Annotated in this window: 22 protein-coding genes and 2 tRNA genes; 17 read left to right on the top strand and 7 right to left on the bottom strand. The window is 35.3% G+C overall.

Annotated elements, in window-relative coordinates; translation table 11 throughout:
- Nucleotides 1-108: 108 nt before the first annotated feature.
- Together C6988_RS03235 and C6988_RS03230 are read left to right on the top strand one after the other, a co-directional pair.
- Nucleotides 109-543, top strand: a complete 435-nt coding sequence (locus C6988_RS03235; protein ID WP_182133563.1) for a universal stress protein — start codon at nucleotides 109-111, stop codon at nucleotides 541-543.
- A gap of 31 nt (nucleotides 544-574) precedes the next feature.
- On the top strand, nucleotides 575-805 hold the full coding sequence (locus C6988_RS03230; protein WP_182133561.1) for a hypothetical protein: 231 nt from the start codon (nucleotides 575-577) through the stop codon (nucleotides 803-805).
- Between the two features lie 131 nt (nucleotides 806-936).
- Here C6988_RS03230 and C6988_RS03225 read toward each other — a convergent pair.
- Nucleotides 937-1,010: transfer RNA gene (locus C6988_RS03225), tRNA-Lys, on the bottom strand.
- Between the two features lie 95 nt (nucleotides 1,011-1,105).
- Between C6988_RS03225 and C6988_RS03220 the strand changes: the two genes are divergently transcribed.
- Both C6988_RS03220 and C6988_RS03215 read left to right on the top strand, forming a co-directional pair.
- Nucleotides 1,106-1,183, top strand: a tRNA-Asp gene (locus C6988_RS03220).
- A gap of 61 nt (nucleotides 1,184-1,244) precedes the next feature.
- Entirely contained in the window at nucleotides 1,245-1,760 is a 516-nt protein-coding gene (locus C6988_RS03215; RefSeq protein ID WP_182133559.1) for a ferritin, read from the top strand.
- Nucleotides 1,761-1,776: 16 nt separating this feature from the next.
- Here the strand turns inward: C6988_RS03215 and C6988_RS03210 are convergent, their stop codons facing one another.
- Nucleotides 1,777-2,163: a DUF302 domain-containing protein gene (locus C6988_RS03210; RefSeq protein ID WP_182133557.1), complete on the bottom strand. Its 387-nt coding sequence runs from the start codon at nucleotides 2,161-2,163 to the stop codon at nucleotides 1,777-1,779.
- A gap of 113 nt (nucleotides 2,164-2,276) precedes the next feature.
- Between C6988_RS03210 and C6988_RS03205 the strand changes: the two genes are divergently transcribed.
- Nucleotides 2,277-2,630 carry a helix-turn-helix domain-containing protein gene (locus tag C6988_RS03205; RefSeq protein WP_182133555.1) on the top strand — a complete coding sequence of 118 codons (354 nt, stop codon included), beginning with the start codon at nucleotides 2,277-2,279 and terminating at the stop codon, nucleotides 2,628-2,630.
- 7 nt (nucleotides 2,631-2,637) lie between these two features.
- Here C6988_RS03205 and C6988_RS03200 read toward each other — a convergent pair whose 3' ends face one another.
- Nucleotides 2,638-2,844, bottom strand: coding sequence for a hypothetical protein (locus tag C6988_RS03200; protein ID WP_255464189.1), 207 nt, complete (start codon nucleotides 2,842-2,844; stop codon nucleotides 2,638-2,640).
- 270 nt (nucleotides 2,845-3,114) lie between these two features.
- Here C6988_RS03200 and C6988_RS03195 point away from each other — a divergent pair, with 270 nt between their 5' ends.
- Both C6988_RS03195 and C6988_RS03190 read left to right on the top strand, forming a co-directional pair.
- Nucleotides 3,115-3,420 (top strand): hypothetical protein, encoded by a 306-nt coding sequence (locus tag C6988_RS03195; RefSeq protein WP_182133553.1) that lies wholly within the window; start codon nucleotides 3,115-3,117, stop codon nucleotides 3,418-3,420.
- A gap of 110 nt (nucleotides 3,421-3,530) precedes the next feature.
- Nucleotides 3,531-4,076: a hypothetical protein gene (locus tag C6988_RS03190; protein WP_182133551.1), complete on the top strand. Its 546-nt coding sequence runs from the start codon at nucleotides 3,531-3,533 to the stop codon at nucleotides 4,074-4,076.
- A 37-nt stretch (nucleotides 4,077-4,113) separates the two neighbouring features.
- Here the strand turns inward: C6988_RS03190 and C6988_RS03185 are convergent, their stop codons facing one another.
- Complete coding sequence (locus tag C6988_RS03185) at nucleotides 4,114-4,911, bottom strand: inositol monophosphatase family protein (RefSeq protein WP_182133549.1); 798 nt, start codon at nucleotides 4,909-4,911, stop codon at nucleotides 4,114-4,116.
- Nucleotides 4,912-4,988: 77 nt separating this feature from the next.
- Between C6988_RS03185 and C6988_RS03180 the strand changes: the two genes are divergently transcribed.
- From C6988_RS03180 to C6988_RS03170, 3 genes are read left to right on the top strand one after another with little or no spacing between them, the layout of a single operon-like run.
- Nucleotides 4,989-6,104: a hypothetical protein gene (locus C6988_RS03180; RefSeq protein ID WP_182133547.1), complete on the top strand. Its 1,116-nt coding sequence runs from the start codon at nucleotides 4,989-4,991 to the stop codon at nucleotides 6,102-6,104.
- Nucleotides 6,105-6,113: 9 nt separating this feature from the next.
- Entirely contained in the window at nucleotides 6,114-7,271 is a 1,158-nt protein-coding gene (locus C6988_RS03175) for an AAA family ATPase (protein WP_182133685.1), read from the top strand.
- Complete coding sequence (locus C6988_RS03170; RefSeq protein WP_182133545.1) at nucleotides 7,268-7,579, top strand: hypothetical protein; 312 nt, start codon at nucleotides 7,268-7,270, stop codon at nucleotides 7,577-7,579. The genes C6988_RS03175 and C6988_RS03170 overlap by 4 nt, the downstream gene beginning before the upstream one ends.
- 15 nt (nucleotides 7,580-7,594) lie before the next feature.
- Here the strand turns inward: C6988_RS03170 and C6988_RS03165 are convergent, their stop codons facing one another.
- Complete coding sequence (locus tag C6988_RS03165; protein WP_182133543.1) at nucleotides 7,595-8,962, bottom strand: phytoene desaturase family protein; 1,368 nt, start codon at nucleotides 8,960-8,962, stop codon at nucleotides 7,595-7,597.
- A 280-nt stretch (nucleotides 8,963-9,242) separates the two neighbouring features.
- Here C6988_RS03165 and C6988_RS03160 point away from each other — a divergent pair, with 280 nt between their 5' ends.
- The 4 genes from C6988_RS03160 to C6988_RS03145 all read left to right on the top strand — a co-directional run bounded on the left by C6988_RS03160 (nucleotide 9,243) and on the right by C6988_RS03145 (nucleotide 11,478).
- Complete coding sequence (locus C6988_RS03160) at nucleotides 9,243-10,139, top strand: peptidase (RefSeq protein WP_182133541.1); 897 nt, start codon at nucleotides 9,243-9,245, stop codon at nucleotides 10,137-10,139.
- A gap of 85 nt (nucleotides 10,140-10,224) precedes the next feature.
- Nucleotides 10,225-10,410, top strand: coding sequence for a hypothetical protein (locus tag C6988_RS03155; protein WP_182133539.1), 186 nt, complete (start codon nucleotides 10,225-10,227; stop codon nucleotides 10,408-10,410).
- A 1-nt stretch (nucleotide 10,411) separates the two neighbouring features.
- Complete coding sequence (locus C6988_RS03150) at nucleotides 10,412-11,257, top strand: cobalamin B12-binding domain-containing protein (RefSeq protein ID WP_182133537.1); 846 nt, start codon at nucleotides 10,412-10,414, stop codon at nucleotides 11,255-11,257.
- On the top strand, nucleotides 11,254-11,478 hold the full coding sequence (locus C6988_RS03145; RefSeq protein ID WP_182133535.1) for a hypothetical protein: 225 nt from the start codon (nucleotides 11,254-11,256) through the stop codon (nucleotides 11,476-11,478). The genes C6988_RS03150 and C6988_RS03145 overlap by 4 nt, the downstream gene beginning before the upstream one ends.
- Here C6988_RS03145 and C6988_RS03140 read toward each other — a convergent pair.
- Together C6988_RS03140 and C6988_RS03135 are read right to left on the bottom strand one after the other, a co-directional pair.
- Entirely contained in the window at nucleotides 11,473-11,811 is a 339-nt protein-coding gene (locus C6988_RS03140; protein WP_182133532.1) for a hypothetical protein, read from the bottom strand. The genes C6988_RS03145 and C6988_RS03140 overlap by 6 nt on opposite strands.
- 59 nt (nucleotides 11,812-11,870) lie before the next feature.
- Nucleotides 11,871-12,359 carry a DUF1722 domain-containing protein gene (locus tag C6988_RS03135; RefSeq protein ID WP_182133530.1) on the bottom strand — a complete coding sequence of 163 codons (489 nt, stop codon included), beginning with the start codon at nucleotides 12,357-12,359 and terminating at the stop codon, nucleotides 11,871-11,873.
- 230 nt (nucleotides 12,360-12,589) lie between these two features.
- On the opposite strand from C6988_RS03135, the gene C6988_RS03130 reads away from it, so the two are divergent.
- Genes C6988_RS03130 through C6988_RS03120 form a run of 3 tightly spaced genes read left to right on the top strand, consistent with a single transcriptional unit; the run spans nucleotide 12,590 to nucleotide 16,091 of the window.
- Nucleotides 12,590-13,006: a hypothetical protein gene (locus tag C6988_RS03130; RefSeq protein WP_182133528.1), complete on the top strand. Its 417-nt coding sequence runs from the start codon at nucleotides 12,590-12,592 to the stop codon at nucleotides 13,004-13,006.
- Between the two features lie 46 nt (nucleotides 13,007-13,052).
- Entirely contained in the window at nucleotides 13,053-14,600 is a 1,548-nt protein-coding gene (locus C6988_RS03125; protein WP_182133526.1) for an acyl-CoA carboxylase subunit beta, read from the top strand.
- Nucleotides 14,601-14,606: 6 nt separating this feature from the next.
- Entirely contained in the window at nucleotides 14,607-16,091 is a 1,485-nt protein-coding gene (locus C6988_RS03120) for an acetyl-CoA carboxylase biotin carboxylase subunit (RefSeq protein ID WP_182133524.1), read from the top strand.
- The last annotated feature ends 3 nt before the right edge of the window (nucleotides 16,092-16,094 follow it).

Genomic DNA, 16,094 nt, shown 5'->3' with positions numbered 1-16,094 from the left:
AAAATCGATCTCCTATATGATGAAACATTTCTTACTTAAAGCCCTCCTTCATTTTTGTTTTTGATAATCATAATCCCCCTTTAATTTCTCAAATATCAAATTCACTGTATGCTGTTCCAAAATATTTTAGTTCCATATGACGGCTCAAAATTTGCTAATCGTGCATTTAAAATTGCATTGAATCTGGGAAAAAAATATTCTGCAAAAATTACAATTCTGACCGTGTTGAATACTCCAATGACTGGTTCTTGGTATGTAGATAACCGTATAGCTGATGCAGATCTTAAACGACAATTAAAAATTATACAAGGGCAATTTAAAAAATTTGGAGAATCTGCAAAAAAATCAAATGTAAAATTTAACTCAAAAATTATCTATCCACAAAATGTTGGAAAGGCCATTGTCAGCTATGCCAAATCAAGCAAAATGGATCTTGTAGTAATGGGATCGCATGGCAAAACTAATTGGGATAAACTAATTCTTGGTAGCGTAGCAAATGGAGTTTCTAATAGGGTTCACTGCCCGGTATTGATTGTGAAATGACTTCAAAAATTAATCAGGAAAACTTTTTGTCATGATAAAAGGAGCAGCAAGAACTGTGATGTTTGCATTTATTGCCGTGGGTATAGTACTTGCTGGGTTTTCCACTTGGGCACTTAATGGAACTGATATTCCCCAAGAGCAATTCCAAGAGGATCCTCGCTTTAAGGAGGAATATACAAAATATCATGAATGGTTAAGGATTTTTGGAATGGCGTTGATCGTTATTGGAGGAATAATCTTCGTTTTGGGAAGAAAAATGTGAATTCTCCCGCAAATTTTTTTGTGAATCCAGTTCCTTGGTGTATGCTATTAAAATCAACAAACAATTACACTGTTTCATTGAATTTCAGATGATTTTTTAAAAATGGCATAGTTTGGCATAGTTAGAATTAGCGGGTCTGGTGGGATTCGGACCCACGACAACCGGATTAAAAGTCCGGTGCGCTACCTGGCTGCGCTACAGACCCCCACAACACTGCCCGGCGTGTATAATTTAGTCTTTTACAACAAATTTTGATCTGAAGGAAAGTTTTAAACTGGCAAATTTGTTTTGAATTACTGCGCCCTTGTAGTATAGCCCGGTCTAGAATTCGGCCCTGTCACGGCTGAGACGCGTGTTCAAATCCCGCCGAGGGCGCCATTAGTTTTTTCCAAATAATAACTTGAGAAGGATTTTTAATGAACAAATGTGAAATTATAACATGAAACTTTCTGCCAAGATGACAAAAGCACTAAATGATCAAATTGCCATGGAGGCGTTTGCATCAAATTACTATTTATCAATGGCATCTTGGTCTCAAATCACTGGGTATGAAGGAACTGCCAGTCTGTTTTATGCTCAATCCGATGAAGAGCGAATGCATATGCTCAAAATTGTTAAATTTCTAAATGACCTTGGTGTTACTGTTGTAATTCCTGCAGTAAAACAGCCACCAAAGGATTTCAAATCAATTGAGGGTATATGCAAAATTGCATTAAAAAATGAGCAAGCAGTTACTGCATCAATAAACAAAATTGTAGAGTTGGCACAAAAAGAAAAAGATCACAGTACGTTTACATTTCTACAATGGTTCGTAGACGAGCAAGTCCAAGAAGAGACAAAGTTTGAAACTATTCTTCAAAAATTTGAATTAATTGGCCGTGATAAGCTTGCATTAAACGAGATTGATAAGATTCTTGGTACTATGGCAGCAACACCAGAACCTGCAGCAAATTAGTGAATTATCTAGAACATTATTTTGATTTTTCAATTACATCAATTAGATTTTTCTCAATCTCATTTCCCAAAAATTGCATATTATTTTCTGAAACTAAACCAAGTAAGGCTGAAGGTCTTGCAAGACTGATAAAATTTCTTCCTTTCTTTTGGTAAACTGCTATTGTGCAGGGTAACAAAAGACCCAATTCTGGATTTGAATCTAAAACCTGTTTTGCTAATTTTGGGTTACATACCTCTAACAATTGGTAATTCTCTTTGAACTCTAGGCCCTTTTCTTCTAATATTTTCTTAAAATTTAGAGAACCAAGTACTCCAAACCCAATCACCTTTAGGTTTTGAGTAAGACCATTTATTGCATTATCTATTGTTTTTGATGTAGATACAGTATAACTAAAACTCATACTTTTCATTATACAATATTCAATATAACAAGGAGGATAATTTTCACCAATGGAAATTAAATATGAAAATTACTTGCCTCTTAATTTTTTAATCAGTTTATCATTAAACATGCATGGCTGACGAAATCAGAACATTACCAAGTGATTCTCCGCTTAAAACTGCTTTACTTGATGCATTAGCAGATGATTATTCTCGAAATATTATGAACTATACAATAGAACAACCTAGATCTGTAATTGATATTGTCAAAGAACTTGACATTCCAATGACTACCGCATATAGACGAGTCAATGATCTTACTGATAAAAAAATCCTAAAGGTAACCGGTTCTGTAGTTACCGATGATGGGAAAAAATACTTTCTCTATCAATGTAAAGTAAAAGCTACCTATGTTGTATTTGGGTTAGAGGAGCTAAATGTACAGATTGTTGATAATATTGGATTTACAAACAGCGCATACTGGTAAATTTTTACTAAATTCTGTTATTACTTGAAGATCTACCTCTAGGTTTTGTTCTTAAGATAGTTTTACAGCATGGGCATCTAGGTCCTTCACATGTCAAAAACAAACCACAGTATGTACATCGTTTCTGACCATACTGGTATTTTTCCTTCATGGTAATTCCTTGACTCTTGTATTCTTCACACATTCCTTTACATGATGCAGCCATTTTACTCATAATCCCACAAAAATCCGCAGTTTCTACAAAAAATTCCATATTGATTAACGCAAGTATTTGAACTTCCACATACTAGGCAAATTCTAACCAACCTACTCAGATGTCTATTTTTTGAAAAATCAAAACTGACAAGAATTTGTTTCATGTATAATATACGGAAATATATGATATTATTACCGGGTACAATTTCCTTTCACGATTATCAATTTTGGAAATCAATATTGAAAAAGATAATCCAATCTTTTAAGCAAATATTTCCCAAACTAATCAATGTCTGCATTACCGGCAAAAGAAAAGAAATCAAAAAGCATTACAACATATCTAATAATATCTGGTGTGTTGGCTGCAATTGGAATATCTCTATTTGCTTATCTGATGTGGTATGTTAGCCCAGATGAGATTATAGAAAGAGTAGAGATCATTGCAGTTACTGATGCAGGTTGTATTGCTGAAACTCCAGATGGATATGCTGTAAATATTGGTCAGTGTGACGCAAAAGCAGGTGACTTTGTAATGGCACCCATTGATCAAAAACTCAAAGAGAGAGCAGCAATGATGAATCCAACTGGCCAATAATTTTTTTATTCTTTCCAACTTGTTTTTACTAAATAATGATTTTCATGTTTGAAAATCAATTTTGAGAAACATGTTTTGATATTAAATAAAAAATTCAAAAAGCATTTACAATGAATTTTCAAAAAAATATTTTGATAGGCGTACTCGCAGGAGTAGTAGTATCTATTGGAATAGTTGCAACTTCAGATCTATCCATTGCAGATGCTCAAATGGGAGGTATGATGGGTGGTCATGGTGACTCGAGTAGTTCTTCTAGTGATCATGGTGGTGGAATGGGAAGTGGTCCCAGTAGACACGGTATATGGTATGGTCCTGGAACAATTCATCAACAATGTCACAAAGGACATGATATGCCACCACATTTCTGTGAGCCATACTACAAGACAATGTCCTCAGTACCTGGAGTAAAGATCTCTGTCGTCGAGCCTGTTAACGAAAAGACTTTGAGAGTAACTTTACATGAAATCAGTGTTGCAAAACAAGGAATCAACCAAAAGATTTCACTATCAATTGGTGGCGGCCATTTGGTTGGTACTGCAATAGTAAATGGTGGTTGGTCTGGTAGCACTACTGTTGATGTTCCATTAAACGGAATGGGTCATATCTACTCTCATGAGAGCATGCACGTACACATATTTCCTGTAACCAATGGTTAAGGATTTTTTTTTATTTTTACAATAACTACAAATGAAATTATTTCATTTGAGACATTATCTCATCTAACATCTTTTGATTTGATGCTGCAACAAATGATAATCTTGTCTTGTAGCTTAAATCCGAATCAAGAGGTTTGAGATTTTCATCCAATAGTAATCCTCCTGCCTCCTTTACAATCAGATATCCTGCAGCTATATCCTGAATCCTGATCTTCTTTCTCAGGTCGATAAATACATCCATCAAGCCTCTTGCAAAGAGTGCCATCTCTAGTGCATTTGCACCTAGATGTCTGATGTGATTGTGTTTCTCAAAGATTGGTTGTAATTTTTCTAACAGATTGGCATCAGCACCTGATGCGTTTACTCCAACAATTCTGTAAACTGGCTCCTCTCCGTGAACTTTGATCTTATTTTCATTTAGGAATGCCCCCTTTCCCTTTGATGCCCAATACATGTTTCCATTTGTTAGATCAATGACTACCCCATCGGTAATGGAACTAAGTTTATCCTCCTTTGCAAATGCAAGTGAGCAACAAAAGAATGGAACTCCTCGTACTGCATTTGCCGAGCCATCAATTGCATCCATTATGATGAATCCTTTTGGCTTGTCTGATAATTCGACTCGCCCACATTCTTCACCTAATACAATGCATTCAAAATTAATCTCCCTTAGATAATCAAGCACGGTTTTTTCAGCAGTAACATCGATGTTTCTTGAGATATCTCCTCCTGCACCTCTTCCAAAATCTCCTGCAGCATCATCGGTTCCTGCCAAGTCCTTGACATTTTCATAAACTCGTCTTGATGCTTCCTTGATTACATCAATTACTTCCATAACCGATCTGTCTGAAATCGTAATTTAAGTGAAAGAGACATTGAAAGCATAAATAACAATAAAATCGCCTTTGGTACGTGAGTGGAAAAGATCAGTCAGTAGTAAGTAAAGAAGCTCTAATGAGTACAAAGCCTGGAAAACAAATTATCAAGCAGGGATTATTCAAATCAAAAGGATTCAAACTATTCAATCAATACAAGGAAGAGACAGAAAATGAATTTCCAAACTTTGCAAAAAGATTTGCAAGTGATCTTCTAAAAGAAATTAAATCTGATACAAACCCAAATTCTACACAACAAGCATTTGGAAACGAGGTAGGCTCCACCGAGATTATTCTAAAAAGCTCAGAGATAGATCCAATTAAATCAAAACTCGAAAGTCCTGATGTCTTACAGGATCGAGTGATGAGAATACTAAACTCAAATTTTGTCAAGATGACATTTCCTGTCTTTAACGCACTGTATGATGCAGCAGCTGACTATACTGGAACATCAGATCCTCAAATGCGTGAGAACTTGGTTGACGGACATATCATTGCAATTGACCTTAGTGAACCAATGGATAGAATTGTAGACAAGGATGAGGATCTTGACTATCTTGATGATTACAAGCTAATGAACCCATACATACTCAAACTTGCCCGAGACAAAATAGCAAAGGGTGGAGATACTGTTCTCAAAGAATTTGAAGATGGATTCAAGGATGCAAGATTAGGCCAGTATATTGATACAAAACTCAAATCAAAGCCAACTGAAATCACTGAAGAAGAAATGAATCAGTGCTACAAAAAGTATCGAGCAGTCATGGGCACTGCGGGAAGAAACATGGCACTAGCTCAAAGACCTCTTGGCGAGATCTTCTACTTGGGAATGGCAAGAGCTGCCGAAGGAGTAGGATGTGGAAATGAGATTGAAGATTCTATCAAAAATGGATTTGTCAAGATACCATCTTGGCCACTTTATTATTCCCTACTTTCTGGTGATGTAAAAAAAGGATTTGAATTAACTCTGGAAAAAAGTAATCTGTATTTGCAGGATGCAAGATTAGCATTGGAATTACTCCCAGAAGGATTCTCATACAAAGAATTTCTAGAGTTCTTATTCCTAACTGTTGAGCACTATAACCAATTTTGGTATAACAAGTTACAAAAAGCCAACATGTGGTCTGACTTTGAATCAAAACTTCCAAAGTGATTCAAATTGATGTGGTCAGAAAAACATAGGCCTCAAAGCATTTCTGAAATGGTTGGAAATGAAGAGGCACGCGCAGCAATTGTAGAGTGGTTTGCAAAATGGAAAAAGGGAACAAAACCCCTCTTGTTAGTGGGACCACCAGGAATCGGTAAAACAACAATTGCAAATTTGTCTGCAAAACAATTTGGTTATGATATGATAGGCCTCAATGCAAGTGATGTCAGAAGCAAAGCTCAGATCAATGATATTCTTAGTCCTGTACTTGGGAACGTCAGTGTATTGGGTACTCCAATGATCTTTGTTGACGAAGTTGATGGAATTCACGGCCGCTCAGATTACGGTGGTACAGAAGCGTTGATCAACATTCTAAAAGAACCGACAGTTCCAATGATACTTGCAGCAAATTCTGATTCTTCTGATAAGATGAAGAGCATCAAAAAGGTGACAAAATCTATCGTGTTTAGACCAATTCCGCCTAGACTCTTATGCCTATATCTTGAAAATATAATAAAAAAAGAAGGTGCAAAAATCTCCCCCGGCTCTATGATTAAAGTTATCGATGAATCACGCGGGGATATTCGTTCTATGATAAATATGACTCAGTCAATGGTTACTGGCTTTAATCCGTCCACTGAAAAATCATTTGAGACATTAAATATTGAAGATGGAATCAATGCGTTTTTCAAATCAAACACACTAGATGAGGCTAGAATTGTTTTGTATTCTATGCAGATAGACCCACGAGAGAAGATTAATGCATTCTACTCTAGTATTGTGACTAGCAGCATTTCAAGCGATGACATGCAAAACATGCTTCAGGTAGTATCTGAGGCAGACATTCTATATGGAAAAATAATGAAGAACCAAGAATGGAGATTACTGCGTTATCTTGATGCCATACTGATTAAATTATACAAAAAAGATACATCCATTCGTTATAACAAATTCAATTTATCCTGGCCACTTTTGAATCGATTACGTTGGGATGGTAAAAACATCAAGGCATTTGCAACTGTAATGGCAAAACACATGCACATTTCACGTAGTACATTTGGTACGTTTTACCTGCCGTATTTGTTATTTTGTCTAAAGAATAAACAATTTGACTTTCCTCTAGAGGAAAGTTTTGGTGATCTCGTTGAAAAAGAGATGGAGCTAATAAAATGAGCTGGAGAAAAATTCCAATGAAATTTCCTGGTACTTGTATAGTATGTAATGAAAAAATTCAGATTAATGAAATTGGATTATGGGCAAAAGGATTGGGTGTAAAGCATGAAAAGTGTGCTGAAGTTAAGGAATTAAAGTGTGGAGTTTGTGGTGGTCCTGCAGGATGCCAACAATGCGAGTTTATTGAAAACTGTGATCTAGAAAAAGTTTCGCAATTATGTATCTGCAAAAAGTGTTTTGAACAAAAAAACTCTTTTGACAATTATCAAGAATCAATAAAAAAACAATTCCACATATTAAATCACTAAGAAAATTTTTTAAACTTAATTTTGTTTAATCTGAATCTCTTGCTCTGATTTTTCTTTCAAATGATTGATTATCTTTGGATGACATAACATAGAACTATGCGCTGCAGAGTCAGTACCTATTCCATAGCTAATGGTTGAATCTCCTACAAAGAATAATCCCTTGATTCCCTCTATGTGATGCGGCATCTTTTGTTTCCAGACTAATCCTGGTTCTTTTACAACTGCTTCAACTAATTTCCATGCCATTGGTCTCTCCCAAAGCAGGTTTTCCTTAAAATCAGGATAAATCTGAGAAATATCTACCTTCATTTTGTCTACCACTTCTCTAATCTTTTGTGGATTGTCAGTATATTCAGATGGAACAGGTGTGCCTGCCATGAGTAGATGCTCCCCTTTAGGAGATACAGATGGTGCAATGTTTGTGATAAAAAAAACACCCTTTGCAGTATAGTTACTTCCAACAGGAAAAACAATCTGTCTAAAATCAATCTTTTTTGAGAGACAAAAATGTACCTCAATTACTGATGTTGTCTTGTTTAATTTTTCAACTTTGGATAGGAATTTTTTATCAAAAACTTCATCATCAAAGAATTTCTTTACTGCAATGTATGCTGGATTAGAGACTATCACACAGTTTGATGGGAAAAACTCCCCACTTTCTAGCACGACTCCCGTTACATGATTATTTTGTATTACAATTTTTTTTATTGGGGTAGATAGACTAACTACTCCACCATTATTTTTAACATACTCTTCTAACATCTTTGAAATTTTGTCATATCCACCTTCTGATGGATAACCAAACTCACTTGTTCCACCCTTAAACGGATTTGCCCTGATAATCGTTCGTACAAACTCTCCCAATGATACATGATCAGGCGTATCTGCAAAAGCTAGCATACACACTGCATCAAAAAAGGACCTTGTTTTTTTATCCATGGTCTTTGTAATTTTAGTTAATGATTTTGAATCCAACTCTTCAGCTTTTTCCATCGAAGAGAATGCCATTGGCAAAAGTATTCTCAACAGCCTTAGCCTACTCTTCATTGGAACAATTGATAATCGAAAAAAATCCAAAATACCTTTTGGATATTTATGAAATTTTTTTTCTTGGAAAAAAGTAATATCATCTACAATTGATAATTTTAAATCAGAAACTATTCCGATCTCCTCTAATACTTTGTAAACTGCCGACGTTTTGTAAAATGGCATAATATGAAACCCATTATCCAAAATATGTCCCTTGTAACTAGTTGATGTTGTTCTGCCCCCAACCTTAGGGGATTTTTCAAATATTCTAACTGGAATTTTATCTTTTACCAATAATGCAGCAGATGATAATCCACTTACACCTGCACCAATAATAATTACTTCATCTTTCATTAAATTTTTTTTTAAATTATTGTATTTAATCTGGAAATGAATTTTCTTCTAGTGCTAAATCCGTACATAGCATGTTTTCTTAAAATAGTAAATCGAACTATTGATAATTGCGAGGAACGAGTATGCGTGACAAATTGGTTCCTAGAATGCAAGAATCCCCCTCGAGCATTAACCTGTCACACCGAGTCATTATCATTCCTCGCTTTTCTAGTGACCGTTTTTTTACCACTAGGTTATCTATTTAGCACTAGTTATATAGTATAAGCGTAAACTAGTGCTAATGAAAACAAAAATCGCTGTAATTGCTACTGTTTTGATATTACTCCCACTTGCACAAAGTGCAAGCGCAGAAGTACCAGCATGGATTAAGACAAATGCAGGTTGGTGGGCAGATGGACAAATCGAAGACTCTGATTTTGTACAAGGAATTCAATTCTTGATAAAGGAAGGAATTCTAGTTGTCCCTACGGCAAGTGTATCTGGTGAAAAATCCGATGTCGTACCTGACTGGGTAAAAACCAGCGCAGCATGGTGGTCAGAAGGTTTGGTTAGTGATGATGAATTTGTAAATGGATTACAACATTTAATGAAGATTGGAATTATCTCTGTACAAACCGATTCAATGACTGAAGAAACAGTAAAGAGCGCTTCGACAAAATCTTCTGATAATTCTAAAGTCGCTGCATTGCAAGCAGAGCTAGAGGCATGTCAGGAAATTAAAAAGGCATACAAGAGATTAGACTGTGAGAAAGAAGTTAAAGCACAATTAACTTTGATTGAATACAAAGAAAATTCAACTCCATATAATGTTGGACCTGTCACATTCTATAATCCTGGTGTAGAGTTTGAAATAAGCTCATCTGGTCAAGCACTCTTAACTGTTAAAATGTTAGCAGAAAATACAGGATCAAGTGATAACGTAGCACTCTCATGTACAGGCCCCGCAATATGTAGCTATGATGTTACAGATGGCTCAAAAGCATACAAGTACTCTGGAATGGACTTTACCAACGGTCAAATTGTTTTGAAACCAGGTGAAGCAAAAGAGTTCACAATGCTCTTTGGACCAAACATTGGTTATGGAGGAACAACTTTTGAATATGATTCATCAAAGAGTTATTCTTTTAGAATCAATGAGCCTTGGGGAAGTATGAGCATCCCAATAGATTTGGGATGATTCCAAATTTTTTATGGTGAGAATTACGATTATGATGAAATTAAAAAATAAAAAATCAAACCCACAAATCGGGAGTGAGCAATAGATGGGACGCTCATGTAAGGGAGTATGCCAAATACTTCAAGCAGAATCACTTCCAAATGGAATGCGTTATGAAAAGGGCCATAAACGATGCACATTCTGCGGCTTCTTTTTCTCGATTCCTGATGTGAGATGTCCTTGCTGTAAGGCAGTCCTGCGTACAAAACCACGAGGAAGGAAGAGGGATTAGCATGGTGTATGTTAGAGCTAAAACAGTAAAGGGAGACAAGTATCTCTATCTTGTAAAAAGCAAATGGGATTCAAAAAAGAATACTTCACGACAAGAGATTATCAAGTATCTTGGCAAGGCATCCCTTGTAAAATTAAATGATGTTCCTGAAGATTACCGTAAAGATCCAAAAATTCTTTCTTTTCTTACAACACATTCGGGAGAAAACATAGAAAAAAATCAAAAGCTTATTGATAAAGTCAAAAAAGAATTATTCAACGGACTAACTAAAGGTGATCTTGACAGATGCCTCGATATCTTTGAATCATTTGAGAAAACAAACACTCTCAACGTCTTTTATGATTCCGTTCTTAAACCAATAATGTATAAGATTGGAGATTTATGGGAATCAAATGAATTAAGCGTTGCAACAGAACATGTATCAAGCAATATTGCAAAAGAGTTAGTGAGCATTATTACCGAAAGAAATTCTATATTAAAGAAAAAAAACAAAATTCTTGTCTGTACACCATCAGGGGAAGAACATAATCTTGGATGTAATGTAATTCAATCATTTTTACAAAGCAAGGGATATACTGTTTATAACATCTCTCCATCTGCTCCAACAGAATCTGTTCTAAGTTTTATCGATGACAAAAAACCACACGCAATATTTGTTTCAATAACACTTGAGGATAACATCAAGTCTGGGCAACGCTTGGTCAGTAAAATTAACTCAGAATATAATGTCCCGGTATTAGTTGGTGGGCAAGCAGTTGAGGGAAAAGACTACAAATTTGATGGTGAGATAATCCAAAATCAACTCCTTGAAAAGATTCCACGTATAATCAAGCAAGCAATGAAATGAAATTTGTAAAAAATGTCTTTAGTGCATTTGGCGTTCTTTTCATTATCACAGCAATCATAGTTCCTATTCAGAATCTAATTGTTTGGGGGCCTGATTTTGTATCTGACTTTTACACTTCCAATGAAATAACTGCTGAAAAGATTTCTATTGGTGTAATTGCATTTGGAGCCTTCATGATCATTCTTGCACACAAGAAAGCAGATTACATTACAAAATTATGATTCATTCAAGTATACTTCAATTGTATCAAGCTCATCTTGATGATCTGCAATATAGTGAAGGATTTCATCAGAATCAATCTCTATCCACTCTGAATTGCCTCTATGGGCAACAATATCTTCAATAAATGCACCACTCTCACCGGAGAGTCTGATCAGTACACGTTCTTGTTTTGGATATGAAACAGGTAATTTAATTAATTTCTCCTTCCAATGCCCTTGCACATTAATTTTGTATTCTTTTTCGTTTATAGTTGCAGCTCCAAAAAAATAACTTTGATTGATATCTAATTTTTTTATTTTAATTGTAATTGGTTTACTTTCTGTTTGTTGCATAATTATTGGTACATTCATTTGAATAAAAGCATGAATGTAATTTCCTTCTAGTGCCAATATTAAGTAAATAACAAAAAATATGTCTGCCTAATCAAGTATCTTTTATCAAATTTCATAGTCCAATTTTTTAATGTTAAGAGAATATCTCTTAATTCTTTTTCATCAACTTTCAAATTTTCTATGATTTTTAAAAATTCATTTTTTTGTTCTTTGGTAAGATCTTTTGAAAAATGACTAACTATATGATAAACTGTATTAAGATGTGATCTGCTTGTAGGGTTTTTTTGTAAAAGTCTTCTCATTATGAGATAGTATTTTTCAAAAATCTCTTTAGGATTGTCCTTGTTTTTGTTTGCAACTAAATTGCCAAGTTTCTTTAGATGGTTTGGACTATGTGCCATAAACAAATACTTGTTGTTGGTATGGAATCGTATTAACTCATTCAAGTCATTGTGGTTTTTTGCTTCAAAAAATCTTTCATAGACAAATTGATGAATGTCAGCGAGTGATAGACTATCTACTTTTAGGGGTGGAATCTCTTTCAACATAGGAAAAGAGCAAGAAAATAGTATATGAAGCCAAAAACCGTTTTTTCATATTACCACTAGCATTTTTCCAAAAAGAATTGGCACTTGGTACCTTACTAACGGGTGTTTTTATATTACAAATCTTCGAAAATTGAATTTCTAGTAGCTAAGTTCAAAGTATTTTGATATTCTTTATCTTGATCTGGTCTTAATCAAAACTTAAAATTTAACCCCCCCTAGGTAACAGCATATTGGCTGACGAAAAGGAAAAAACCACTACTGAAGAGAAAAATGATACAAAATCTTCTGATACCGCAGTAGAAGCAAAAGAAGAGCCACCAAAACCAAAAGAATACACACCTGAGGAGATTGCAGAAATAGCAAAAAAGGTCGAGACACCATCAGATCAGATTCCTCCCTACAAGCCTGAATACATTCTAAGTCCAGAATACGGTGGAACATCAAACTATGAAAATGGAATCAAAGAGATTCGTGAAGAAGCACAAAGACGGTTATCTGCTTTAAAAAACAATCCTGATGCAACTCAACAACAAATTACAAAGGCAGAATTTGATCTCAAAAAATTAGACCATCTTTATGAGAATTTCCATATTGGAATGAATGTCTTTAGAACTGCAAAAGGCGGACGAGACAAATTAAGAGAGTAGATCCGACAAAATAATATAGGTAAAAAGTTTTCACAGATCGCCGGCTATGCATTCTGAAAAAATAGATAAATTTTTGAAAAAAAATAAGCAGGCTGCCCAAAGTGGTGGACAAGACAGAATTTCAGCACAGCATGAAAAAGGAAAGTTAACAGCTAGAGAAAGAATAGATCTCTTACTAGATGAAGGAAGCTTTACCGAAGTTGATGCACTGACAACTCATCATTACCATGAATTTGATATGCAAAAGAAGAAGTTTTTTGGAGATGGCGTTGTTGGTGGATATGGGACAGTAAATGGAAGACAAGTTTTTGTTTTTGCATATGACTTTACAGTACTTGGCGGTACACTAAGCCAAATGGGTGCTAAAAAAATTACAAAACTTATGGATCATGCAATTCGAACAGGATGTCCAATTGTTGGTATAGCAGATTCTGGAGGAGCTAGAATCCAAGAAGGAATTCTTAGTCTTGATGGTTTTGCAGACATCTTTTATCATAATGAACTTGCATCAGGAGTAGTTCCACAAATTACTGCTAGTGTTGGTCCTTCTGCTGGAGGTGCAGTATACTCTCCTGCAATGACTGATTTTGTTATCATGGTTGAAAAAATTGGTAACATGTACGTTACAGGTCCAGATGTTGTAAAGACTGTACTCGGTGAAGAGATATCATATGAAGAGTTAGGTGGGGCAATGACTCATGGATCAAAAAGTGGTGTTGCACACTTTGTGGCTAAACATGAATACGAGTGTATGGATTACATCAAAAAATTACTATCTTACATCCCACAAAATTATACACAAGAACCACCAATTGTAAAAACTGATGATGATCCTAACAGAACTGATCATAATTTAATCAATCTAGTTCCTGAAAATCAACTACAACCATACGACATGAAAGAAATTATCTTTTCAATTGTTGATAACAGAGAATTTTTTGAAATTCACGAATTATTTGCACCAAACATTATTGTTGGTTATGCAAGAATGAATGGAAGAACAGTTGGCATTGTTGCAAATCAACCACTCAATCTAGCAGGAGCATTGGATATTGATTCATCAAATAAAGCTGCACGATTCATAAGATTTTGTGATGCGTTTAACATCCCGATAATTACTTTGGTTGATACACCAGGATACATGCCAGGTTCTAATCAAGAGCATAATGGAATTATTCGTCATGGAAGTAAATTGCTATTTTCATATTGTGAGGCAACAGTTCCAAAGATTACTTTAGTTATTGGAAAAGCATATGGTGGTGCATACATTGCAATGGCAAGCAAAAATCTTCGTACAGATGTAAACTATGCATGGCCAACAGCTAGGATTGCAGTTCTTGGTGCAGAAGCTGCTGTTAGAATTATGAATAAAAAAGATCTTGATGCAGCAAAGAATCCTGATGAATTAAAAAAGCAACTTACTGATGACTTTGCAGAAAAATTTGATAACCCTTATGTTGCTGCAGCAAATGGTTCCGTAGATACTGTTATTGACCCTTCTCAAACAAGACCTATGATAATAAAAGCACTTGAAATGCTTGCAAACAAGCGTGACAAACAACCTCCTAGAAAACATGGAAATATCAACTTGTGAGTGAAAATGATTGAAAAAGTCCTAATCGCTAACAGAGGAGAAATCGCCTTACGTGTGATTCGAACATGCAAAGCACTTGGAATTAAAACTGTGGCAGTTTATTCTGATGAGGATACCAACTCTCTACACGTTAAAAAAGCAACAGAATCATATCATATAGGTAAAGCAGCTCCAAAGGAGAGTTATCTTAATCAAGAAAAGATAATGGAAGTAATACTATCATCTGGAGCAGATGCAGTTCACCCGGGTTATGGCTTTCTTTCAGAAAATGATGACTTTGCAAGATTGTGTGAGAATAATAAAATCAATTTCATTGGACCATCAGCAGATTCTATGAATCTTTGTGGTGATAAAATGGAATGCAAAGCTGCAATGCTCAAAGCTAAGGTCCCAACTGTTCCAGGTAGTCCAGGTCTTGTAAATGATGCAGTAGAAGCTGAAAAGATTGCAAATGAAATCGGATATCCTGTACTCTTAAAATCAGTTTATGGTGGAGGTGGTAGAGGAATTAGACTAGTAACTAATGATAAAGAATTACGAGAAGGATTTGAAACAGTAACTTCAGAATCAATTGCAGCGGTAGGAAAATCTGCTATCATTGTAGAAAAATTCCTTGAAAAAACTCGTCACATTGAGTATCAGATGTGCAGAGACAAGCATGGAAATGCAGTACATCTCTTTGAGAGAGAATGCTCTATCCAAAGACGTAATCAAAAACTAATTGAACAAACACCATCTCCTGTTGTAGATCAAAAGACAAGGGATAGAGTCGGTGAACTAGTTGTAAAGGCAGCAGAAGCAGTAGATTATACGAATCTTGGTACCGCAGAATTTTTACGAGCAGATAATGGGGAATTTTATTTCATTGAGATTAACGCCAGGCTTCAAGTCGAGCATCCTATAAGCGAAATGGTTTCAGGACTAGACTTTGTAAAGTTACAAATCGATATTGCAAACGGAGAACCACTTCCATTCAAACAAAAAGATCTAAAGATGAATGGATATGCAATTGAGTGTAGAATTAATGCAGAAGATACCTTTTTGGATTTTGCACCATCAACTGGACCTGTCCCTGAAGTAAACATTCCATCTGGTCCCAATGTCCGTTGTGATACTTACTTGTACTCTGGTTGTACTGTATCTCCATTTTATGATTCATTGATGGCAAAGTTATGTACATGGGGACCAACATTTGATGAATCAAGACGACGAATGCTTACTGCATTAGATGATTTCTACATTCAAGGTGTAGAGACTTCAATTCCATTATACAAAACAATTCTTAGAACTGACGAATACAAGAAAGGTGAACTCTCTACTGACTTTTTGAAAAGATATGGAATTATTGATAGATTAACAGAAGATATCAAAGCGGATAAAGAAAAAAATAAAGAAGCAGCACTTGCAGCAGCAATAATCCACTCAGAATACTTTAAGAGCAGAGTAAAAGATTCTACTGATGCAAATTCCACATGGAAGAGTAGATTATAGGTG

It is taken from the genome of Nitrosopumilus sp. b1 (assembly GCF_014078545.1).
In the GTDB taxonomy this organism is placed as follows: domain Archaea; phylum Thermoproteota; class Nitrososphaeria; order Nitrososphaerales; family Nitrosopumilaceae; genus PXYB01.
The sequence above is the reverse complement of the archived record's forward strand: the minus strand, read 5'-3'. Positions and strand labels throughout refer to the sequence as shown.